Consider the following 16,105-nt stretch of genomic DNA (forward strand, 5'->3'; position numbering starts at 1 on the left):
CCCTACTCTTTCGGTCATCATCGCAAAGCCAAGGGGAGCACCTCGATGACACAGAATGTCGGCAAGACGGATCGGCTGATCCGGCTCGTGGTTGGACTGGCGGTCCTGAGCCTTGTATTCGTCGGCCCCAAGACATTGTGGGGACTGCTGGGATTGATCCCGCTCGGAACGGCGCTGATCGGTTGGTGCCCGCCCTACGCGATGCTCGGCATCAACACTTGCGGAGCCAAATCCGCTAGATGATTGGGCCGCCCGGAGGAAGGCGACGCGGACGAGCCGCGACGCCTTCCTTGCCCTAGCCCTGGAGCAGCCATGCCCTATCCCATCGACATCAGCGTCCAGCCGAAAGTGGCAGGATTTTTCGATCCGGAGACCAACACGATCAGCTACGTCGTGAAGGACCCATCCTCGTCGTCGTGCGCGATCATCGATCCTGTCATGGATATCGACTATGCGGCCGCTCGCATCGGCACGAGATCCGCGGACGTTCTGATCGATTACGTGAAGTTGAACGGGCTTCAGCTCGAATGGCTGATTGAGACCCACGCCCATGCCGATCATCTTTCGGCGGCGCCCTATATTCAAAGCAAGCTCGGCGGGCGGATCGGGATCGGCGAACATATCCTGACGGTGCAGAAGACGTTCGGCAAGGTGTTCAACGAGGGCACGGAGTTTCGCCGCGATGGCAGCCAGTTCGACCGGCTGTTCAAGGACGGCGATACCTACGCCATCGGCAAGACGACGGCATTCGTGATGCACACGCCTGGACACACGCCGGCCTGCGCTACACACGTCATCGGGGATGCCGCCTTCGTCGGCGACACCCTGTTCATGCCGGACGGCGGGACGGCACGCGCGGATTTTCCCGGCGGCGATGCGCGCACGCTATACCGATCGATCCGTAAGATCCTAGAAACCCTGCCTCACGGCACCCGGCTGTTCATGTGCCACGACTATGCGCCCGACGGCCGGGCGGTTCGCTGGGAAACGACCGTCGGCGAAGAACGGCTGCACAACATCCACGCCCGCGACGGCGTCAGCGAAGACGCGTTCGTCGCCATGCGCGAGGCGCGCGACAAGACGCTCGGCATGCCGCGCCTGATCATTCCCTCGCTTCAGATCAACATCCGCGCCGGGCACCTGCCCCCACCGGATGCCAGCGGCAAGACCTTTTTGAAGGTCCCGATCAATGTGCTCTAGCAGCGCGCAATAGCTCTGCGTCGCCCCTCAACGTCACAGGCACGTCAGTTGCCTGATGCGAAGCTCCGTACGACTTGGCGGGAGAGCCCGGTCCTACGACAAGAGGTCCGCTGACAGCCTAGCTTGGGGCCTTCAGCTGCGCCGCCTCGACTGGCCTGGGCGGCAGCGCGACCGCCCGCGGAAGTGTCGAACGCCGCCAGGAGTTCGCCGGCGAGTTCGCCGGCCCATGGCCAAGCCGCCCCGGGTGACGCCGCGCTAAGCGACCGGACCGCCCCGCGCGCGCCAGCCGCTCATGCCGCCGGCGTAGTGTCGCACCCCCTCGACGCCTGCAGCGAGTGCGCGGCGCAATGCCGTGGCCGAGCGGCCGCCCGCCTGGCAGATCAGGACGACCGGCTTGTCCTCGGCAAGGTCTTTGGCAAGGCTTGCCGGGTCGAACTGCGACAGCGGATGATTGACGGCGCCCGGAATGTGCCCGCTTTTGAACTCGTGCGGCTCGCGCACATCGACAATGACGCAGCTACGCTCCTGATGCGCGCGAACCAATTCATCGTGCTCGATCGCCGGGACGCTGGCTGATCCCGTCAGCTTGCTCAATAATCCGGACAACATCGTTGGTCTCTCCATGATCTGACTGCATTGCGCCCCTCCCGGGGTCGCTCTAGCGACGCGCCCGCTTGGCTTCCGACGACTCGACCCAGAAGAAGAACGCGCCGGCGCCGATCGCGAGAAGGACGAACCAGGCCGCGTCGGGCACGCCGGTGATGTCGGGCAACCGCACCTTGCCAAGCGTCCAGACGTTGAGGACATGCGCCTTCACCCAGTCGAAGCTGAGCGCATAGAGAACGGCGCCGACGATCATGCCGAACGCGCCGACGGCGGCGTGCACGCTGCCGCTGGCAATCGCGCCGAGAGCCGTTCCGGGGCAATAGCCATAGACGACCATGCCGATGCCGAACAACGCGGCACCCAGCGCAACCGCCAGCATATTGGCGTCCTTGACATAGTATTTGGTATTGCCGGTATCGACCAGCAGCAGCACACCGACGCCGCCGACCACGATTGCCGTGCCCATCACTTTCAGCACGGTGAAGTCACGCAGCCGGAACTGGTTCTCGATCACGTTGCAGCTTGTGACCTTGCCCAGTTGCAGCAGATATCCGAACACGGCGCCCATCAGAAGCGGGCCGGCAATGCTCATCATCGAGGTCATGACCTGATCCCTTTCACGATTTGCGAAACATGAGGCGCGACACCAACAGGCCGGTCGCGAACATCACAGCCAAGAACAGCCAGCTCGACACGGCAAGCTGAAGCCCGCCGGAGATGCCGTGGCCACTGGTGCAGCCGCCGGCCAGCCGCGCGCCATACATGATGACAATGCCGCCGAAAAACGCTGCGACGAAGCGCTTGAAGACTGACGGGCCGAACCGCTCCTTCCAGACCTCCGGAACCAGTTCCAGCCGCCAGGTACCCGAGACGATTGCGGCCAGGAAAGCGCCGAGCGGAATGCCGACCAGGAACCAGACGCCATAATCCCATTTGAGCGGCATTGCTTTCCAATAGCTGTTGGCCGCCACGGCATCAGGCCCCAACACCGGAAGCGCAAACAGCGATGCCACGCGAGAATAAGCGGTCGTGACGCCCAGCGGATCACCGAACACGGCAAAAGCGACCCAGCTCAACACGCCGATCCCTGCACCGACGAGATAAGGCGACCATCTGCTCGGTTCGGATCTTGGCACGTCACGGACCATGACATCGGTCATCATCGTCACGGCGAACACCTCCCTGCCTTCGACAGCGTCAACGCTGATGAAATTTACTATATTCGTATATTCGAATTTGTGAAGATATTTATGACGCCGCCGATCCGGAGAGATCGCCGGGACGCAGGTCCGATTTGGGAGCCGCCATCCAGCGGTCGACCACGAGATCGGTGACCGCTGCGCCGAACCACATTCCGCCCAGCACCAGCCAGGCCGTGAGCGCAAACACCGAGGCGCCGGTCACGCCAGCCCCGACCGCGCAACCACCCGCAAGCATCGCGCCAAATCCCATCAGCACGGCGCCGATGAGATAGCGGCGCATCCCGCGGCCGTCGGAAAAGCCTTCGAGGTTCAACTCATGCGCCAGCGCCGCCGCAACGAAGGAGCCGAGGAAAACACCGGGGATCACGCCGAGGTCGAAATCGGGCTTGAGATGCTGGTTGGCAGCCACTTGCATCAGGAGCTCGGCGGAGGGCCCGCTGAATGTCAGGCTCTTCAAGGTCACGGGCGCAAACGAGGCATGCCCCAGATGGTAGGTGAAGATCCAGCCGGCAACGACCGCTGCCCCGGTGGCAACAGAGGCCAGCATCATGCGCCGGCTGACCCCGAAACGCAGCGCGCCGGCGAGGCCGGCGAGCAGCCACAACATTCCGAAGCCGAGCTTCTCAGGCGTGCCACCGCCGAACAAGCTCATGATGTCACGGGAAGGCCCGCCGTCGACCAACCAGAGATTGGTCAGCCACTCCCGTGCCGGCGACAGCAGTCCGCGATAGGCGGATTGGGCCGCAACCGCGAAGATGAGGCCGGACAACAGGGCACGCAGATTGCCGTTGGCGGACAGCACCAGCAGGCGGCTGGCACATCCGCGCGCCAGGATCATGCCGCAGCCGAACATCAGGCCACCGATGATGGCACCGGAGATGCTGCCCTGCTGCGCGAGCTGGCGGGCTTCCGAGACGTCGAGCAGACCGGCCGCGACGAAGGCCTGCGTCCCCAGCACGGCGGAGGCAAAGGTGAGCAGCCAGACCGACAGGCGTGCCCCGCCTTCCCCGCGCGAGAACTCGATGGTCGCGGCACGCAGGCAGAAGCGGCTGCGCTGGGCGAAGAAACCGAACAGGCCTCCGACCAAGAGCCCGCCCAACAGGGAGACCAGATCTTCGCCCAGGAGATCGATCGCTTCGGTGAACACGGCCACGGTCTCGCGTTAGACCTCGCCGCTAAGGGCGCAGATAGGCGTAGCCGTCCTGCTGCAGCTCGGTCAGCCTGACCACCCCGCCCTTCTCGGCCACGATGAAGCCATCCGTGAGATCATCCAGCTTCACGCCCTGCGCCTTCATCGTGTTGGCGCAGGCTTCGAACACGGTGCCGGCCTTGATCAGGCGGTCCGCGAGTCCCGCGATATTGGTATCGACAGAGATCGCGTGGAAGGCGCGCAGAGCGGGACCATGCACGACCAGCCTGATATCCGCCTTGCCCGGCCCGCCGGTACCGTCGATATGATTCTGGATATTACCGAGAACGAACAGGACGCGATCCTGATCCGCCAGATGGTAGACGACGCGCTGCCGCGGTCGTTCAGGCGCCGCCATCGCCCGGCTGATGCCGAAAGCTCCGATGAGGCCGGCAAATCCGGCGCGCATGATCGACCGTCGTTCCATGAAGTCCTCCTAACGCACGTCCGTGATGAAGCCTGCGATGCGATCGGTGGCATCATCGGCGGCGAGATCGAGAAAGAAATGATCGGCGTCCTCGACGGTCTCGAGCCGCACGCGACGCCCTGTCCGCGAGACCAGCGGTGCGAATGACTGTTGCACATCCGGCACTGTCTTGTCTTGAGCCGCGGCAAGCACGAGGACCGGAACTGCAATTTCGGCGATCAGGCCGGCCGTGTCCTGGCGCGGGTCGGCCCGATAGAAAGCCGAAAAAGCGCGAGCCGTCACCTTGGCGTCGCGACAATAAATGAAGCCGGGCATCGTCATCCACTCGCCGCCGCGCCCGGCGTTCACGGCAGCGTCGGAGCGTGCAAGCAACGGCTCGAGCGGCTGCCCGAAAGTTTCGGCATAGGCTGCGCGCAAACCGGTCTCGACGGCGGTCGTGGCCGGCGCCAGCAGGATGGCTCCCTTGATGGATCCGGGCGGATGCGACGCCAGATAGCGCGCGACCTGGTTGCCGCCGCGCGAATGGCCCAGCAGATACACGCGCGACGACGTTTGCTGCGCTTCGGCAATCCACGCCGCGATCTCGGCCACGGCATCCTCCGACGTATAGTCGTGGGCGATCGCGCAATCGTACATGCCCTTGCGCCTGTCGACACCGAGCGACAGCGTGTGAGCGAGGGTGGCGATGCCTCGCTCGGCCAGCGCTTTCGACAGGCCCTGCACCGTCCCCATGTCCTTGTGCGCGAGGGTGCCGTGGGTCATCACGACGATGGGCATGTCCGCCGAAGGCTGGGGCGGCAGCCGCAACGTTCCCAGGGTAACATGCCCGGCGATGGTCAATTCGCGCGCTTCTTCGGCGGCAAGCACCGATGCAGAGGTCAGAAAGAGAAACGCAAGCGCGAACCGGCAGCGCATCGGATGATCCCATTCAAGGACGCACGATCGTCCAGTTCTTCTCCGCAAGATCCATCAGCGCGGCAACTCCGGTGTCGACGACGCTGACACCTTCAATCAAGCGCGGCTGCCGGCCTTCCTTTCTGGCGAGAGTCTCGAGCGTGTTGCCGCAAGCGATGAAGCTGACATTGGGCATCGATTTGGCAAAACCGACGATGCGCTCCTTGACCGGCGAGCGGTCGGCCAGCAGCATGTCGAGCCCGCCGTTGAAGGCGACGACGACGATGTCGACCTCTTCGCCTTGTCCCGTGTAGTGCCGCGAGACATTGGCCGCAACATCGAGCACCGCGTTCATCTTCACCGGATCGTCATCGCTGATCTGCAGCGCCAGCTTGTGCGGTTCGGCCGCTCGAAGCGGCGCGGCAGTCATGAGTAGAAGGCCGGCAGAGATGATCGCCAGCATCAGACCGCGGCCACTGGGCGCAGCCAGCGTCATTCGACTCCTCTAGACTTTCCTTCCTTGGCGTCTTCAGGGGTGACGTCAACGATCGTCGCACGCCCGGTGATCTTCACCGGCGCGACGCAATCCTTCATGCACGGGTCTTTCTGCCAGAAGGACTTTTCGCTGGTCGCACGGTCATCCATGATGAATCCGGCTTCGTTCGGCATCTTGATCGAGGCGAGATTCTTCTCGTTCAGCTCGAAATTCTGATCCGTAACGATGTCGTTCAGGTACAGAACATAGGCGACCAGCGCGTAGTAGTCGTTGACGCCGAGCGACTCGGCATTGCCGAACGGCATCGCGTGCCGAACATAGTCGAACACCGTCGACGCATACGGCCAGTAGGAGCCGACGGTCTTGACCGGATTGTCCGCGGTCAACGATCCCTTGCCGCCCGCCAGCACGGGCCAGCGGCCATTGCCCTCGCCGAACTCGCCATGGCAAGTCGCGCAATTGTCCATGAACAGCTTCTCGCCCTGGGCGACCGTGCCCTTGCCGACCGGCAGCCCCTGGCCGTCGGGGCGTACGTCGATATCCCAGCCGCGGATCTCCTCGGGCGTCGGTGCACGGCCGATATCGTAGTGTGCAACAGTTGGCTTCGACTCGGCTTTGGACCCGCTCAGCCCACCGGCCAATGCGGCGGACCCGGTCAGGCACGCCAGCGCGGCTACTGCGACAAGCTTAGGCGACTTCAACATTCTCGACCTCACCGTTGGCCTGCACGTGCCAAGTCTGGATGCCATTGTTGTGATAGATGGAGTTGTAGCCGCGCACCTTGCGCAGTTCCGCCTTGGAAGGCTGCACATAACCAGTCTCGTCCTGGACGCGCGACTGCAGCAGGAGCGGCTCACCGTTCCAGTCGAACTCATAATAGAAGCGGGTCAGCGCCTTATCGAGCACCGGACCGTCGAGTCGCGCCGGCCACCAATTGCGGCCGCCATCGAGCGAGACGTCCACGCGCTTGACCTTGCCATGGCCCGACCAGGCGAGGCCGGACAAGATAGTGAAGCCCTTGCCGTGCTTGATCGGCGCCTGTGGGCTCGGGCTCGTGATCACGGATTTTGCATCCATCACCCAGGTGAAGCGCCGCGCCTTGCCGTTTGGCAACAGGTCGGTGTATTTCGACGTCTCCTCGCGGGTCTGCCAGGGTTGATCGCCGACCTTGATCCGGCGCAGCCACTTGACCCAGAGATTGCCCTGCCAGCCAGGCACGACGAGCCGCATCGGATAGCCCTGCTCCGGATACAGCGCCTCACCATTCATCTTGTAGGCGATCATGCAGTCGTCGAGCGCCTTCTCGATCGGCAGGCTGCGGTCCATCGCGGCCGCATCCGCGCCCTCGACCAGCAGCCATTTGCCGTTGCTCTTGACGCCGACCTCCTCCAGCAGAGTACGCAGCGACACGCCCGTATATTGCACGCAATGGACCATGCCATGAGTGAACTGGCAGCCATTCAACTGAGAGCCGCGCCACTCCATGCCGGAATTGGCAGCGCATTCCATGAAGTGGATGCGGTTGACACGCGGATAGCGCTTCAACTCTTCGAGAGAGAGTATTAAGGGCCGCTCGACCAAACCGTGGATCATCAGGCGGTGATCGGCCGGATCGACATCGGCCATGCCGCCGTGATGCCGCTCGAAGCACAGCCCGTTCGGCGTGATGATGCCTTCGAGCTCATGCAGCGGCGTGAAGCTGACCGAGGATTCGCGCGATGCCGTCAGCCATTCGACGTCGCGGCGGATCACGTCCTTTTCGAATTTCGACGGCTTGCCATAGGGGCGCGCTGCGACGCCCTCACCGAGCGAACGCGTCCATTCGGGCACGTTCGGCGGTTGATTGGCCGGGTTGCCGTCCGCCCGCGCCGAAGGTGCAACCGCAGATGCCGCAAGCCCGCCGGCCGCAGCGAGAAAACCGCGCCGGGACTGCCGGGCCAGCGAGGCTGGTTGATTCTTGTTGTCCTTGGACATCATCCTCACACTCCGGTGACTTTGACGGCGCGGTTGGGCTCGAGACGCACGGTCTTCTGGCGCTGCAAATAGGAGGACACGACCTCCCAGATCGGCGGCCCCTGCGTGCCTTCGTTGACGCTGGCCCAACCGGCCACCTGATATTCGCGCGATGGATCGATCGCGGTGCCGGTCTTGATCAGCCGCATGTCGGAGATGCGCTGCCCCTGCGGCTTGTTGACGTCGATCGCGTAGGACATGCCGCCGATACGGACCATGTCGCCACCCTGCTGATAGTAAGGATCGACGTTGAACAGGTTATCGGCGACGTCCTCAATGATCTCCTTGAGCCGCGCGCCGGTCATGCCCATCCGATAGACTGCAGGATAGGTGATCGCGGTCGCGTTGGTGACGTCCTCGAAGGTGATGTCCTGGCCCGGCATGACGCTGGTGCCCCAACGGAAGCCGGGCGAGAGCGCGATCTCCGCATCCCGCTCCTGCAGCAGCGCCTGGCAGATCAGATCGTCGAAGGTGCCGTTGAAATTGCCGCGCCGATACAGCAGCGTCTCGGTGCGGCCGAGCGCGCGGCCGAGATCGGCAGCGAACGGCTTGCGCACCTCGGCGATCTTCGCGGCCATCTGCGCATCCGGCGTGATGACGTCGGAGAACAGCGGGATCAGCTTGTAGCGATATCCCCTCACCTCGCCGTCCTTGACGTCGAGATCGAGCCGCGAGACGAACTTGCCGGACGAGCCCGATGCGATCAGCAGCGTCTTGCCGACCTTGATCGCTTCGGGCAGCGCATCATGCGTATGTCCGGTCAGGATCACGTCGAGCCCTTTGACCCGGCTCGCCAGCTTGCGGTCGACGTCAAAGCCGTTGTGCGACAGCAGCACGACGAGACCGGCACCAGCCTTGCGCGCCTTGTCGACCTGAGCCTGGACGTCCTCCTCGCGGACGCCGAACGACCAGTTCGGGATCATCCAGCGCGGATTGGCGACCGGCGTATAGGGAAAGGCCTGGCCAAGCACCGCGATCTTGACGCCACCGCGTTCGATCATCGTCGAGGGCTCGAAGGCCGGTTCGTTCCATTCGGTATCGCGGATGTTCAGCCCGAGGAACGGGAAGCCAAGCCCGTCGACGGCCTGCTTGACGCGCTCGGTGCCGTAAGTGAACTCCCAATGGCCGGTCATGGCATCGGGTTTCAGCAGCGCCATACAGTCGATCATGTCCTGGCCGCGAGTCTGCAATGACGACCACGAGCCCTGCCAAGTGTCGCCGCCATCGAGCAGCACCACCTTGTCGCCGCGCTCGGCACGGATCGCCTTAATCACCGTCGCGGCGCGATCGAGCCCGCCGATCCGACCATAGGTCTTGGCCAGCGCCTCGAAATCCTCCGAGGTCAGCGCGTAGGCCGCCGACGAGCCCGGCGCGATTCCAAAGCGAGCCAGGAATTCCTTGCCCGTGACATGCGGCGGCTGGCCCTTGGCGTCGCCGACGCCGAGATTGGTCGACGGCTCCCTGAAATAGAGCGGCATCAGCTGGCCGTGGATGTCGGTGACGTGCACCAGGGTCACATTGCCGAGCGGCTCGAAAGCCAGCAGCTCCTTCTCGGTCAACTTCTGCTGGGCAAAGGCGCGCGTCGCTGCGCCGCCCGCGCCGGCACTTAGGGCGGCGGTCGCAAGCGCAACCTGAACGAATTCCCGGCGCGATATCATCGCTCTTCTCCTTGCGGCATTGATTAGTTACGGACCGATGGCGTCTCGACCGGCAGGCCGATCCCGCGCCAGGCCACGTACAGCTCGAGCGCGAGGAACTCGTCCGATAACGGCGCATAGGGCACGGCCCGAACGTCGAACATGCAGCCCTCGAACCGCTCGTGGAGCGGGACCAGCCGCTGATCGCGCAGCCGGTAGGTCGGAAAGCCGTTGGTCTGGCCCTGGCTGAGGAAATCGGCGCGCATGAACTTGCCGTTGTTCTTCTCGTGACAGGAGGCGCAGGCGAGGTCGAGCTGGCCGGTCCGCGTGTAGTAGATCTGCTTGCCTTTCTCGAACCACGGCGACATCGGGCCGTCGGTCTTCACCGTCACCGGCATGCCGCGCGACTGGTAGCGGACAAAGGTCGTCATGTCGGTCAGCTCCTGCGACTTGAAGGCCCAAGGCTGCGCCTTCATGTGCTCGGTGCGGCAGATGTTGATCTGCTGTTCCAGATTGACCGGCTTGTTGAGCTTGTCGCTCCATTTCGGCATCGCGGCGCCGACACCCTTCATGCTTTTCTCGGCCTCGCCGTGACAGCTCATGCAGGACTTGCCCTCAGCACCGTCGACCGCCTTCCATGCGTCGGCCGCCCGCTCGATCGCGAGAAAGCCTGGGTTCTCCAGATCGTCATCCTGCAGGGCACGCGTTTCCTTGCTGCGAAACTCGTAACCCGAGATGATGGTCTTGAAGACGTGGCCGAGAGGCGCCGGAATGCCCTTTCGCTCCGCCTCCTGGCCCGATGAGGCGATCGCCGACAACGTGAGCGCAGCCGTGGCCAGGACGGCCAGTGCACCGTAGCGCGTATACATCCGTCCCTCCCCGTGACCGTGGCGCAGCAGCAATCAGGCCTTCAGCGTGATCTTTTCTTCCGCCGAAATCACCGAGCCGTCATCGTCCGTCCAGGCGAACTTGAACGTCCCCTCCTGCTCGATCCTGGCATTGAACTGGATGTAGGGGTTGGCCGAGATGGCCGGCTCCAGCGAGCAGGCGAACACGGGCTTGCCGTTGAACTCGCAAGAGAACTTGTTGATGATCTTGCGTGGAATCGTCTTGCCCTGCGCATCCTTGCGCTGGCCTGATTCCATCAGGTGCGAGACCAGGGTCTTGATCTGGATGATCTCGCCCTGCTTGGCTTCCTTCGGAAGCTTGATCCGCGGCTTGTCTGCCATTTTTTCTCTCCTGTTTCAGCCGCCGCAGCCGCCGATGGTGACCTTGACGGTCTTGCGCTCGGTGAAGAGCGACCCGTCGCTCATCTTCGCCACGGCAATGACGTTCTGCGTCTGCGCGAGGCGGATACGGATCGACGCCTCGGCCTTGCCCGACAACGGCGTGAACATGAGCGTCGCGACGCCGCCATTCGGGTTGCCGTCGGCGACGAACAGCACTTCCTTGACGTAATTATCGGCGGTCATCGGACTGTCGACGGTCAACGACAACGGCACCGTATTGCCGTTCTCGGCTATCTCAGGCAGGTCAAGCGAGATCTTGCCGCTTGCCGCTTCCTTGCCGCCCGTGAACTTCTTGATCAGTTCGGCCGCATCGTTGCTTACCTCGGCATTCGCAGCCATCGGCAGCATCGTCAGGGCGACGAGACCGCCGCCGAGAACGAATGCCTGTCGTCTGTTGATTGGCCTCATGCATCATCCTCCAAAGGCAGTCATTTCAGGATTTCGAGAAAGGCGACCACATCCTCGACCTGCGCAGCGGTCAGGATAGGCTTGCCGACGAACTCGGGACGGACCCGACTGAGGCCCTCATTGCGATAGAACGCAGGCATCACCGTATCGTCGAAGACGCGTTTGGGATCGGCAACGATGAGGCGCAGCTGCGCCTCGGTGTAGCGCCCGGCGACGCCATCGAGCGAAGGGCCGAGTTCGCCGTGAAATTCTTCGGATTTGAGACTGGAAACCTGATGACAGGCGAGACAGTTGCCCAGCGTCCGCGTCAGGAAAACCTTCCGTCCCGCATCCGCATTTCCGGCCGTGCCCGTCAGGGATTTCGGCAGCGCGCCATCGACGACAGTGAGCACGATGGGCTCATCGGCCTGCACGGTCGACGCAAGCAACAGATAGAGGCAAGCGGCCGGAAGCCAGCTACGCATGTTTCCACCCTTGAGACGAGGCCACCCTCGCCGGTTTTATCAACGGGGCTTACGGCCCCACCACATTCACAAATTATGATATTAGAATAATTATGGTGTCAAGCAGGTTTCGGTGCGGCAGTGCACTCAGCCTTTCAATGCGGTCAGGTAGTCGCGAAACGAGCCGTGCTCGTAGGCCATCTCGCGCACGAAGCGGAACATCGCAAGAAAGTGCTGCGGCTTGAGATAGCCCGGTGCGCGTGCGACTTCGCGCGCGGCCGGCTCTTTCGCAGCGAGGCCATCGCCGGAAGCGGGAAAGAACTGGAAGGTCGGCGTGAAGCGAATGGCATAGCGCTCGGCCAGCTCCTTCTCGCTGAACTCCTTGCCGTCAAAATCGGTCACCTTGCGCGCGCCGACCAGGTTGAGCTGCAACACCTCGAAATTGGCGCGGATGTAGCCCGTAATCTCCGGATCGGCGAAATTCACCAGATGCGTCTCGCGGCAATAAGGGCAGCCGCGCAGCTCCCACATGATGGCGAGCCGCTTGCCTGTGGACGCAGCAGTTTCGAGATCGTCACGCAGGTCGAGGAAACTGTTGAGGAACCAGGGCTCGTGATAGAGCCCGTCGTCGCCCAGCGCGGGTTCGGCCCGCGCAGGAGAATGGGCCGTTGCCGCGATGAGAGACGGCATCGCGACAACGAAACTGCGCCGCGTCATCGGGCGATGCGAGAGCTTGAGGAACTTCATGGATTTTGCCAAAGCTTACGACGGACGATACATGATATTCGAATAAACGAATGTGAAAAGGACATTCGATGTTGCATCGCGCCATCACCCTCTCACTTCTCCTCACATCCGTCCTCACCTGGATCGGCTGTGCTGCAACTACGCATGCTGCAGAGGCTTTGGATGTCTCCACGTTATTTCAAGGCGCCATGGCGAGCCTGCGCACCGCGGCAAGCTATGCGCGCACCGGCAACGTTGCCCTGGCCCAGATCGAGATCGATGATGCAAGAAGCGACTGGCACCGGCTCGACCAGCACGCCGATCAGGTTTCGATCTACCCAAACCAGGCTCTTCACGAACTGCTGGTGCGTGGAGACACCGGGCTCGCCAGCGCAGCTGACGCGCTGGCTGCAGGTGATACGGCGCGGGCCGGGACGGAGATTCTCTCGCTGCGACGGGCCATTCACGCTCTGAGTCGCGAAGCCGGAGTCAATGATCTCAGCGGCTGCGTCTTCGAACTGGCGCCAATCATGGAAGAGTTGCGAACTGCGGCGACGCGCTTCAGCACGACGAAGAGCGATCCCGATCGGGTGAAGAAATCCGGCGAGGCGCTGCGCGAGCGTCTGCAACGCTGCAACGCTCTCGCCCCCTCAGAGGTCGCCGGAGAGGCCGAATTCCGCCGGCTGCTCGACGGCGCGATTGCGAGCGCCAGCGAGATCGGATCCGCCGCCCTCAAAGGCGACGCCGATCTGGTTCATCGCTACCAGATCGAGCTGCAGTCCTTCATCAGTCTGCTGGACTTCCGATTCGGCTGATCAGCCGATGGCAGAGAGGCCCGGGAACAGCTCGAAGATCCACTGCGACATACGCGGGATCACGCCCGTCAGAAAGGCAGCCCCCGTCAGGACAAGAAAGCCCCCCATCGTCTTTTCGACCAGCCCGAGATGAGGACGGATGCCCTTCAACATCGTCATGAACCGGCCGGTGAACGCCGCTGCGATCAGAAAGGGCACGCCGGTGCCGATCGAATAGGCCGACAGCAGCAGCATGCCCTTGCCGACCGTCGCCTCGGCACCTGCCATCATCAAGACGGCCGCCAGCACCGGACCCGCACAGGGCGTCCAGCCGAACGCGAAGGCCAGCCCCATCGCGAACGCGCCGAGAAAGCCGGCCGGCCGCTGTCCCATCTGGATCGTGGCGCTGCGATACAGCAGCGGAATCTTCAGGATGCCCAGAAAGTGCAGGCCCATCACGATGATCACGAGCCCAGCCATGATTCCGAGCTGGGCGAGATGGCCGGAAATGAACCGACCGAACACCGAGGCGGTGGCACCGAGCCCGACGAAGACGGCCGAAAATCCGGCAACGAAACACAGCGCCGACACCACCGTCCGGCCGCGCCTGGAAGCGTCGGGCTCGCTCCCCGCCTCGGCTGCCGAGACCCCAGCGATGTAGAACAGAAAGGGCGGCACGAGCGGTAAAATACAGGGGGAGAGGAAGGACAACAGGCCAGCCAGCAGTGCGGCCCCCAAGGTCACGTCCAGATCCATCGTCTCCCCACCCATCCCTGGTACATATTCGAATTTAATGATAGATATGGGTGGAAGTCCATAGGATGGCTACATGTCCCATACGATTGCAAAATTTGCCGTGGCCTGGCTGCTCGGCGCGGTCCTGCCGAGCTGCGCTTTCGCATCCGAGCTCGTGATGTTCGAACGCCCCGGTTGCGCCTGGTGCGCCCGCTTCAACGCCGAGATCGCGCCGATCTATCCCAAGACCGACGAAGGACGCGCCCTTCCGCTCCGGCGGATCGATCTGGACAAGCCGCTTCCAGCGGACCTCGCCGGGATCGATCCCGGCGCATTCACGCCGACCTTCGTGGTCGTGGACCAGGGCCGCGAAATCGGACGAATCCGGGGGTACCCAGGGGATTCATTCTTCTTTGGGCTGCTCGGCCGTATCTTGACGAGCGCACCTCCATCGCAGATTCATTCTTGAACGGAATGCAAGGGATCACGAACTCATGCCGCTACCGAAGCTCAAGGATCTCGGAACGTCTGCCGAACTGGAGCAGATGATCGAGAAGGCGCGGGAAGCGAGCGAAATGCTCAAGGCGCTATCCCACGAATCCCGGCTGCTGCTGCTCTGCATCCTCGCAGAAGGCGAGAAATCGGTCACCGAGCTCGAACAATTCCTTGGCGAGCGGCAGTCGACGGTGTCCCAGCAGCTCGCCCGCCTCCGGCTCGACCGGCTGGTCACGACGCGTCGCGACGGCAAGACGATCTACTACAGCCTGGCCAGCGATGACGTCCGCAAGATCCTGACGGCGATTTACGACGTTTATTGCGAACCGGTGCGCAAACGAAAGCGCTAGCGACCCGACGCGAACCGTCGTTCCGCTAGAGGACGGTGCTGGATTCCCCGGTCGACTTGGCGCACAATACAGCCAACGCGCGCAGAAAAGTCCGGAGGAATGCTCAACCAATCTGCCATCATGTTTGCTTGCGGGCTGTTCGCCGGGGCCGTGCTCGGCGTGGCAGGGCGAGCCGGGCGCTTCTGTACGCTCGCGATGCTGGAGGATGCCTTCTTCGGCTCAGACACGCGGCGTCTCAAATCATTCACGCTGGCTGCGGCCGTTGCGCTGGTGGGCACTCAGTGTCTGGCCGCGCTCGGTCTGATCGACCTCACCCAATCGATCTATCTCGCGCCCTCCATTCCGCTCGGCGGCGCTATTATTGGCGGGTTTGCGTTCGGCGTCGGCATGGCGCTGGTGGGCACGTGCGGTTTCGGAACGCTGGTCCGCATCGGCGGCGGAGACCTGCGCGCGATCGTCGTCTTCCTGGTGCTTGGAATCTCGGCATTGGCGGCGATGCGCGGGCTGACCGGATTCCTGCGACTGGCGCTGATCGAGCCGCTCTCCGTGCGGATGCCCGAAGGAACCACCCAGGCGCTGGATTCCCTGCTGTCACCCCGGCTCGGTGCGCTCGCGCGGCCGATCGCCGTATCGGCGACAGCTGTGGCCCTGACGATCTGGTCGCTCGCGGACGGCCGTCTGATCAAGTCACCGCGGCTCCTGCTGTCGGGAATCGGCGTCGGCCTCGCTGTTGTTTTCGGCTGGTTCGCGACCGGATGGTTGGGAAGCGATGATTTCGATCCCGCCCGCCTCGCTTCCCTCACCTTCGTCGCTCCGCTCGGCAACGCCGTCTTGTATATCGCGACCATGTCGGGCACCCATGCCGACTTCTCCATCGGCTCGGTCGCCGGCGTGATCCTCGGGTCCTTTGTCGCGGCGATGTTTTCACGCGTTTTCCGCTGGGAAGCCTGCGACGATGCGCGCGAGCTGAAGCGTCACATGATCGGCGCCCTGCTGATGGGAACGGGCGGCATCATGTCGATGGGCTGCACCATCGGCCAGGGTTTGTCCGCCTTTTCGACGCTGGCCGTCTCGGCCCCCCTCACGATGCTCGCGATCGCTTGTGGCGCGCGCGTCGGCCTGGAATACACGATGACCGGTGAGTGGCGGCCGGCGCTGCGCAATCTCTTGAGCGTGCATTCCTGGTCGACCAAATAGATCG

22 protein-coding genes are annotated in these 16,105 nt (G+C 63.2%); 6 read left to right on the top strand and 16 right to left on the bottom strand.

Annotation, left to right across the window (positions count from 1 at the left end; genetic code table 11):
- The first annotated feature begins 45 nt into the window (after positions 1-45).
- Together QXZ85_RS22235 and QXZ85_RS22240 are read left to right on the top strand one after the other, a co-directional pair.
- Positions 46-243 carry a DUF2892 domain-containing protein gene (locus tag QXZ85_RS22235; protein WP_315705731.1) on the top strand — a complete coding sequence of 66 codons (198 nt, stop codon included), beginning with the start codon at positions 46-48 and terminating at the stop codon, positions 241-243.
- Between the two features lie 69 nt (positions 244-312).
- On the top strand, positions 313-1,200 hold the full coding sequence (locus tag QXZ85_RS22240) for an MBL fold metallo-hydrolase (protein WP_315705730.1): 888 nt from the start codon (positions 313-315) through the stop codon (positions 1,198-1,200).
- Between the two features lie 255 nt (positions 1,201-1,455).
- Here QXZ85_RS22240 and QXZ85_RS22245 read toward each other — a convergent pair whose 3' ends face one another.
- The 15 genes from QXZ85_RS22245 to QXZ85_RS22315 form a co-directional block, all read right to left on the bottom strand.
- On the bottom strand, positions 1,456-1,809 hold the full coding sequence (locus QXZ85_RS22245; RefSeq protein ID WP_315705729.1) for a rhodanese-like domain-containing protein: 354 nt from the start codon (positions 1,807-1,809) through the stop codon (positions 1,456-1,458).
- A gap of 49 nt (positions 1,810-1,858) precedes the next feature.
- Positions 1,859-2,410, bottom strand: a complete 552-nt coding sequence (locus tag QXZ85_RS22250) for a YeeE/YedE thiosulfate transporter family protein (RefSeq protein WP_315705728.1) — start codon at positions 2,408-2,410, stop codon at positions 1,859-1,861.
- A gap of 13 nt (positions 2,411-2,423) precedes the next feature.
- On the bottom strand, positions 2,424-2,966 hold the full coding sequence (locus tag QXZ85_RS22255) for a YeeE/YedE thiosulfate transporter family protein (protein ID WP_315705949.1): 543 nt from the start codon (positions 2,964-2,966) through the stop codon (positions 2,424-2,426).
- Between the two features lie 88 nt (positions 2,967-3,054).
- Entirely contained in the window at positions 3,055-4,155 is a 1,101-nt protein-coding gene (locus QXZ85_RS22260; protein ID WP_315743283.1) for a YeeE/YedE family protein, read from the bottom strand.
- A gap of 28 nt (positions 4,156-4,183) precedes the next feature.
- The gene (locus tag QXZ85_RS22265) at positions 4,184-4,624 is read right to left on the bottom strand and encodes a DsrE family protein (RefSeq protein ID WP_315705727.1); all 441 of its coding nucleotides are present in this window, start codon (positions 4,622-4,624) and stop codon (positions 4,184-4,186) included.
- A gap of 9 nt (positions 4,625-4,633) precedes the next feature.
- Positions 4,634-5,539 carry an alpha/beta hydrolase gene (locus tag QXZ85_RS22270; protein WP_315743198.1) on the bottom strand — a complete coding sequence of 302 codons (906 nt, stop codon included), beginning with the start codon at positions 5,537-5,539 and terminating at the stop codon, positions 4,634-4,636.
- A 13-nt stretch (positions 5,540-5,552) separates the two neighbouring features.
- Positions 5,553-5,981: a hypothetical protein gene (locus tag QXZ85_RS22275; RefSeq protein ID WP_409977726.1), complete on the bottom strand. Its 429-nt coding sequence runs from the start codon at positions 5,979-5,981 to the stop codon at positions 5,553-5,555.
- 29 nt (positions 5,982-6,010) lie between these two features.
- Complete coding sequence (locus tag QXZ85_RS22280) at positions 6,011-6,718, bottom strand: c-type cytochrome (protein ID WP_409977596.1); 708 nt, start codon at positions 6,716-6,718, stop codon at positions 6,011-6,013.
- On the bottom strand, positions 6,702-7,988 hold the full coding sequence (soxC, locus tag QXZ85_RS22285; RefSeq protein ID WP_315705947.1) for a sulfite dehydrogenase: 1,287 nt from the start codon (positions 7,986-7,988) through the stop codon (positions 6,702-6,704). The genes QXZ85_RS22280 and soxC overlap by 17 nt, the downstream gene beginning before the upstream one ends.
- A 5-nt stretch (positions 7,989-7,993) precedes the next feature.
- Complete coding sequence (soxB, locus tag QXZ85_RS22290) at positions 7,994-9,685, bottom strand: thiosulfohydrolase SoxB (RefSeq protein ID WP_315767973.1); 1,692 nt, start codon at positions 9,683-9,685, stop codon at positions 7,994-7,996.
- Between the two features lie 23 nt (positions 9,686-9,708).
- Positions 9,709-10,533, bottom strand: coding sequence for a sulfur oxidation c-type cytochrome SoxA (soxA, locus tag QXZ85_RS22295; protein WP_315705722.1), 825 nt, complete (start codon positions 10,531-10,533; stop codon positions 9,709-9,711).
- Positions 10,534-10,566: 33 nt separating this feature from the next.
- A complete protein-coding gene (gene soxZ / locus QXZ85_RS22300) occupies positions 10,567-10,893 on the bottom strand; it encodes a thiosulfate oxidation carrier complex protein SoxZ (RefSeq protein WP_315705721.1) in 327 nt (108 codons plus the stop codon).
- A 15-nt stretch (positions 10,894-10,908) separates the two neighbouring features.
- Entirely contained in the window at positions 10,909-11,361 is a 453-nt protein-coding gene (soxY, locus tag QXZ85_RS22305; RefSeq protein WP_315705720.1) for a thiosulfate oxidation carrier protein SoxY, read from the bottom strand.
- Between the two features lie 20 nt (positions 11,362-11,381).
- Positions 11,382-11,825, bottom strand: coding sequence for a sulfur oxidation c-type cytochrome SoxX (soxX, locus tag QXZ85_RS22310; RefSeq protein WP_315767974.1), 444 nt, complete (start codon positions 11,823-11,825; stop codon positions 11,382-11,384).
- A gap of 126 nt (positions 11,826-11,951) precedes the next feature.
- Complete coding sequence (locus QXZ85_RS22315) at positions 11,952-12,494, bottom strand: thioredoxin family protein (RefSeq protein WP_315705946.1); 543 nt, start codon at positions 12,492-12,494, stop codon at positions 11,952-11,954.
- A gap of 125 nt (positions 12,495-12,619) precedes the next feature.
- Here QXZ85_RS22315 and QXZ85_RS22320 point away from each other — a divergent pair, with 125 nt between their 5' ends.
- Positions 12,620-13,345, top strand: a complete 726-nt coding sequence (locus QXZ85_RS22320) for a hypothetical protein (protein ID WP_315705718.1) — start codon at positions 12,620-12,622, stop codon at positions 13,343-13,345.
- Here QXZ85_RS22320 and QXZ85_RS22325 read toward each other — a convergent pair whose 3' ends face one another.
- Complete coding sequence (locus tag QXZ85_RS22325) at positions 13,346-14,080, bottom strand: cytochrome c biogenesis CcdA family protein (RefSeq protein ID WP_315743203.1); 735 nt, start codon at positions 14,078-14,080, stop codon at positions 13,346-13,348.
- Between the two features lie 73 nt (positions 14,081-14,153).
- Here QXZ85_RS22325 and QXZ85_RS22330 point away from each other — a divergent pair, with 73 nt between their 5' ends.
- The 3 genes from QXZ85_RS22330 to QXZ85_RS22340 all read left to right on the top strand — a co-directional run bounded on the left by QXZ85_RS22330 (position 14,154) and on the right by QXZ85_RS22340 (position 16,101).
- Positions 14,154-14,528 (top strand): thioredoxin, encoded by a 375-nt coding sequence (locus QXZ85_RS22330; protein WP_315743205.1) that lies wholly within the window; start codon positions 14,154-14,156, stop codon positions 14,526-14,528.
- Between the two features lie 25 nt (positions 14,529-14,553).
- A complete protein-coding gene (locus QXZ85_RS22335) occupies positions 14,554-14,904 on the top strand; it encodes a metalloregulator ArsR/SmtB family transcription factor (RefSeq protein ID WP_315705715.1) in 351 nt (116 codons plus the stop codon).
- Between the two features lie 99 nt (positions 14,905-15,003).
- A complete protein-coding gene (locus QXZ85_RS22340) occupies positions 15,004-16,101 on the top strand; it encodes a YeeE/YedE family protein (RefSeq protein WP_315743207.1) in 1,098 nt (365 codons plus the stop codon).
- Positions 16,102-16,105: the final 4 nt, after the last annotated feature.

This window comes from Bradyrhizobium sp. SZCCHNGR1005 (genome assembly GCF_032489995.1).
Taxonomy (GTDB): Bacteria; Pseudomonadota; Alphaproteobacteria; order Rhizobiales; family Xanthobacteraceae; genus Bradyrhizobium.

Excerpts from the sequence above, each read along its gene's own strand:
- soxY (WP_315705720.1), bottom strand. The coding sequence starts at position 11,361 with ATGAGGCCAATCAACAGACGACAGGCATTCGTTCTCGGCGGCGGTCTC.
- QXZ85_RS22270 (WP_315743198.1), bottom strand. The coding sequence starts at position 5,539 with ATGCGCTGCCGGTTCGCGCTTGCGTTTCTCTTTCTGACCTCTGCATCG.
- QXZ85_RS22335 (WP_315705715.1), top strand. The coding sequence starts at position 14,554 with ATGCCGCTACCGAAGCTCAAGGATCTCGGAACGTCTGCCGAACTGGAG.
- soxC (WP_315705947.1), bottom strand. The coding sequence starts at position 7,988 with ATGTCCAAGGACAACAAGAATCAACCAGCCTCGCTGGCCCGGCAGTCC.
- QXZ85_RS22330 (WP_315743205.1), top strand. The coding sequence starts at position 14,154 with ATGTCCCATACGATTGCAAAATTTGCCGTGGCCTGGCTGCTCGGCGCG.
- soxZ (WP_315705721.1), bottom strand. The coding sequence starts at position 10,893 with ATGGCAGACAAGCCGCGGATCAAGCTTCCGAAGGAAGCCAAGCAGGGC.
- QXZ85_RS22235 (WP_315705731.1), top strand. The coding sequence starts at position 46 with ATGACACAGAATGTCGGCAAGACGGATCGGCTGATCCGGCTCGTGGTT.
- QXZ85_RS22340 (WP_315743207.1), top strand. The coding sequence starts at position 15,004 with ATGCTCAACCAATCTGCCATCATGTTTGCTTGCGGGCTGTTCGCCGGG.
- QXZ85_RS22240 (WP_315705730.1), top strand. The coding sequence starts at position 313 with ATGCCCTATCCCATCGACATCAGCGTCCAGCCGAAAGTGGCAGGATTT.
- QXZ85_RS22280 (WP_409977596.1), bottom strand. The coding sequence starts at position 6,718 with ATGTTGAAGTCGCCTAAGCTTGTCGCAGTAGCCGCGCTGGCGTGCCTG.
- QXZ85_RS22320 (WP_315705718.1), top strand. The coding sequence starts at position 12,620 with ATGTTGCATCGCGCCATCACCCTCTCACTTCTCCTCACATCCGTCCTC.
- QXZ85_RS22255 (WP_315705949.1), bottom strand. The coding sequence starts at position 2,966 with ATGACCGATGTCATGGTCCGTGACGTGCCAAGATCCGAACCGAGCAGA.
- soxB (WP_315767973.1), bottom strand. The coding sequence starts at position 9,685 with ATGATATCGCGCCGGGAATTCGTTCAGGTTGCGCTTGCGACCGCCGCC.
- QXZ85_RS22250 (WP_315705728.1), bottom strand. The coding sequence starts at position 2,410 with ATGACCTCGATGATGAGCATTGCCGGCCCGCTTCTGATGGGCGCCGTG.
- QXZ85_RS22325 (WP_315743203.1), bottom strand. The coding sequence starts at position 14,080 with ATGGATCTGGACGTGACCTTGGGGGCCGCACTGCTGGCTGGCCTGTTG.
- QXZ85_RS22265 (WP_315705727.1), bottom strand. The coding sequence starts at position 4,624 with ATGGAACGACGGTCGATCATGCGCGCCGGATTTGCCGGCCTCATCGGA.
- QXZ85_RS22275 (WP_409977726.1), bottom strand. The coding sequence starts at position 5,981 with ATGCTGGCGATCATCTCTGCCGGCCTTCTACTCATGACTGCCGCGCCG.
- QXZ85_RS22245 (WP_315705729.1), bottom strand. The coding sequence starts at position 1,809 with ATGTTGTCCGGATTATTGAGCAAGCTGACGGGATCAGCCAGCGTCCCG.
- soxA (WP_315705722.1), bottom strand. The coding sequence starts at position 10,533 with ATGTATACGCGCTACGGTGCACTGGCCGTCCTGGCCACGGCTGCGCTC.
- soxX (WP_315767974.1), bottom strand. The coding sequence starts at position 11,825 with ATGCGTAGCTGGCTTCCGGCCGCTTGCCTCTATCTGTTGCTTGCGTCG.
- QXZ85_RS22315 (WP_315705946.1), bottom strand. The coding sequence starts at position 12,494 with ATGCCGTCTCTCATCGCGGCAACGGCCCATTCTCCTGCGCGGGCCGAA.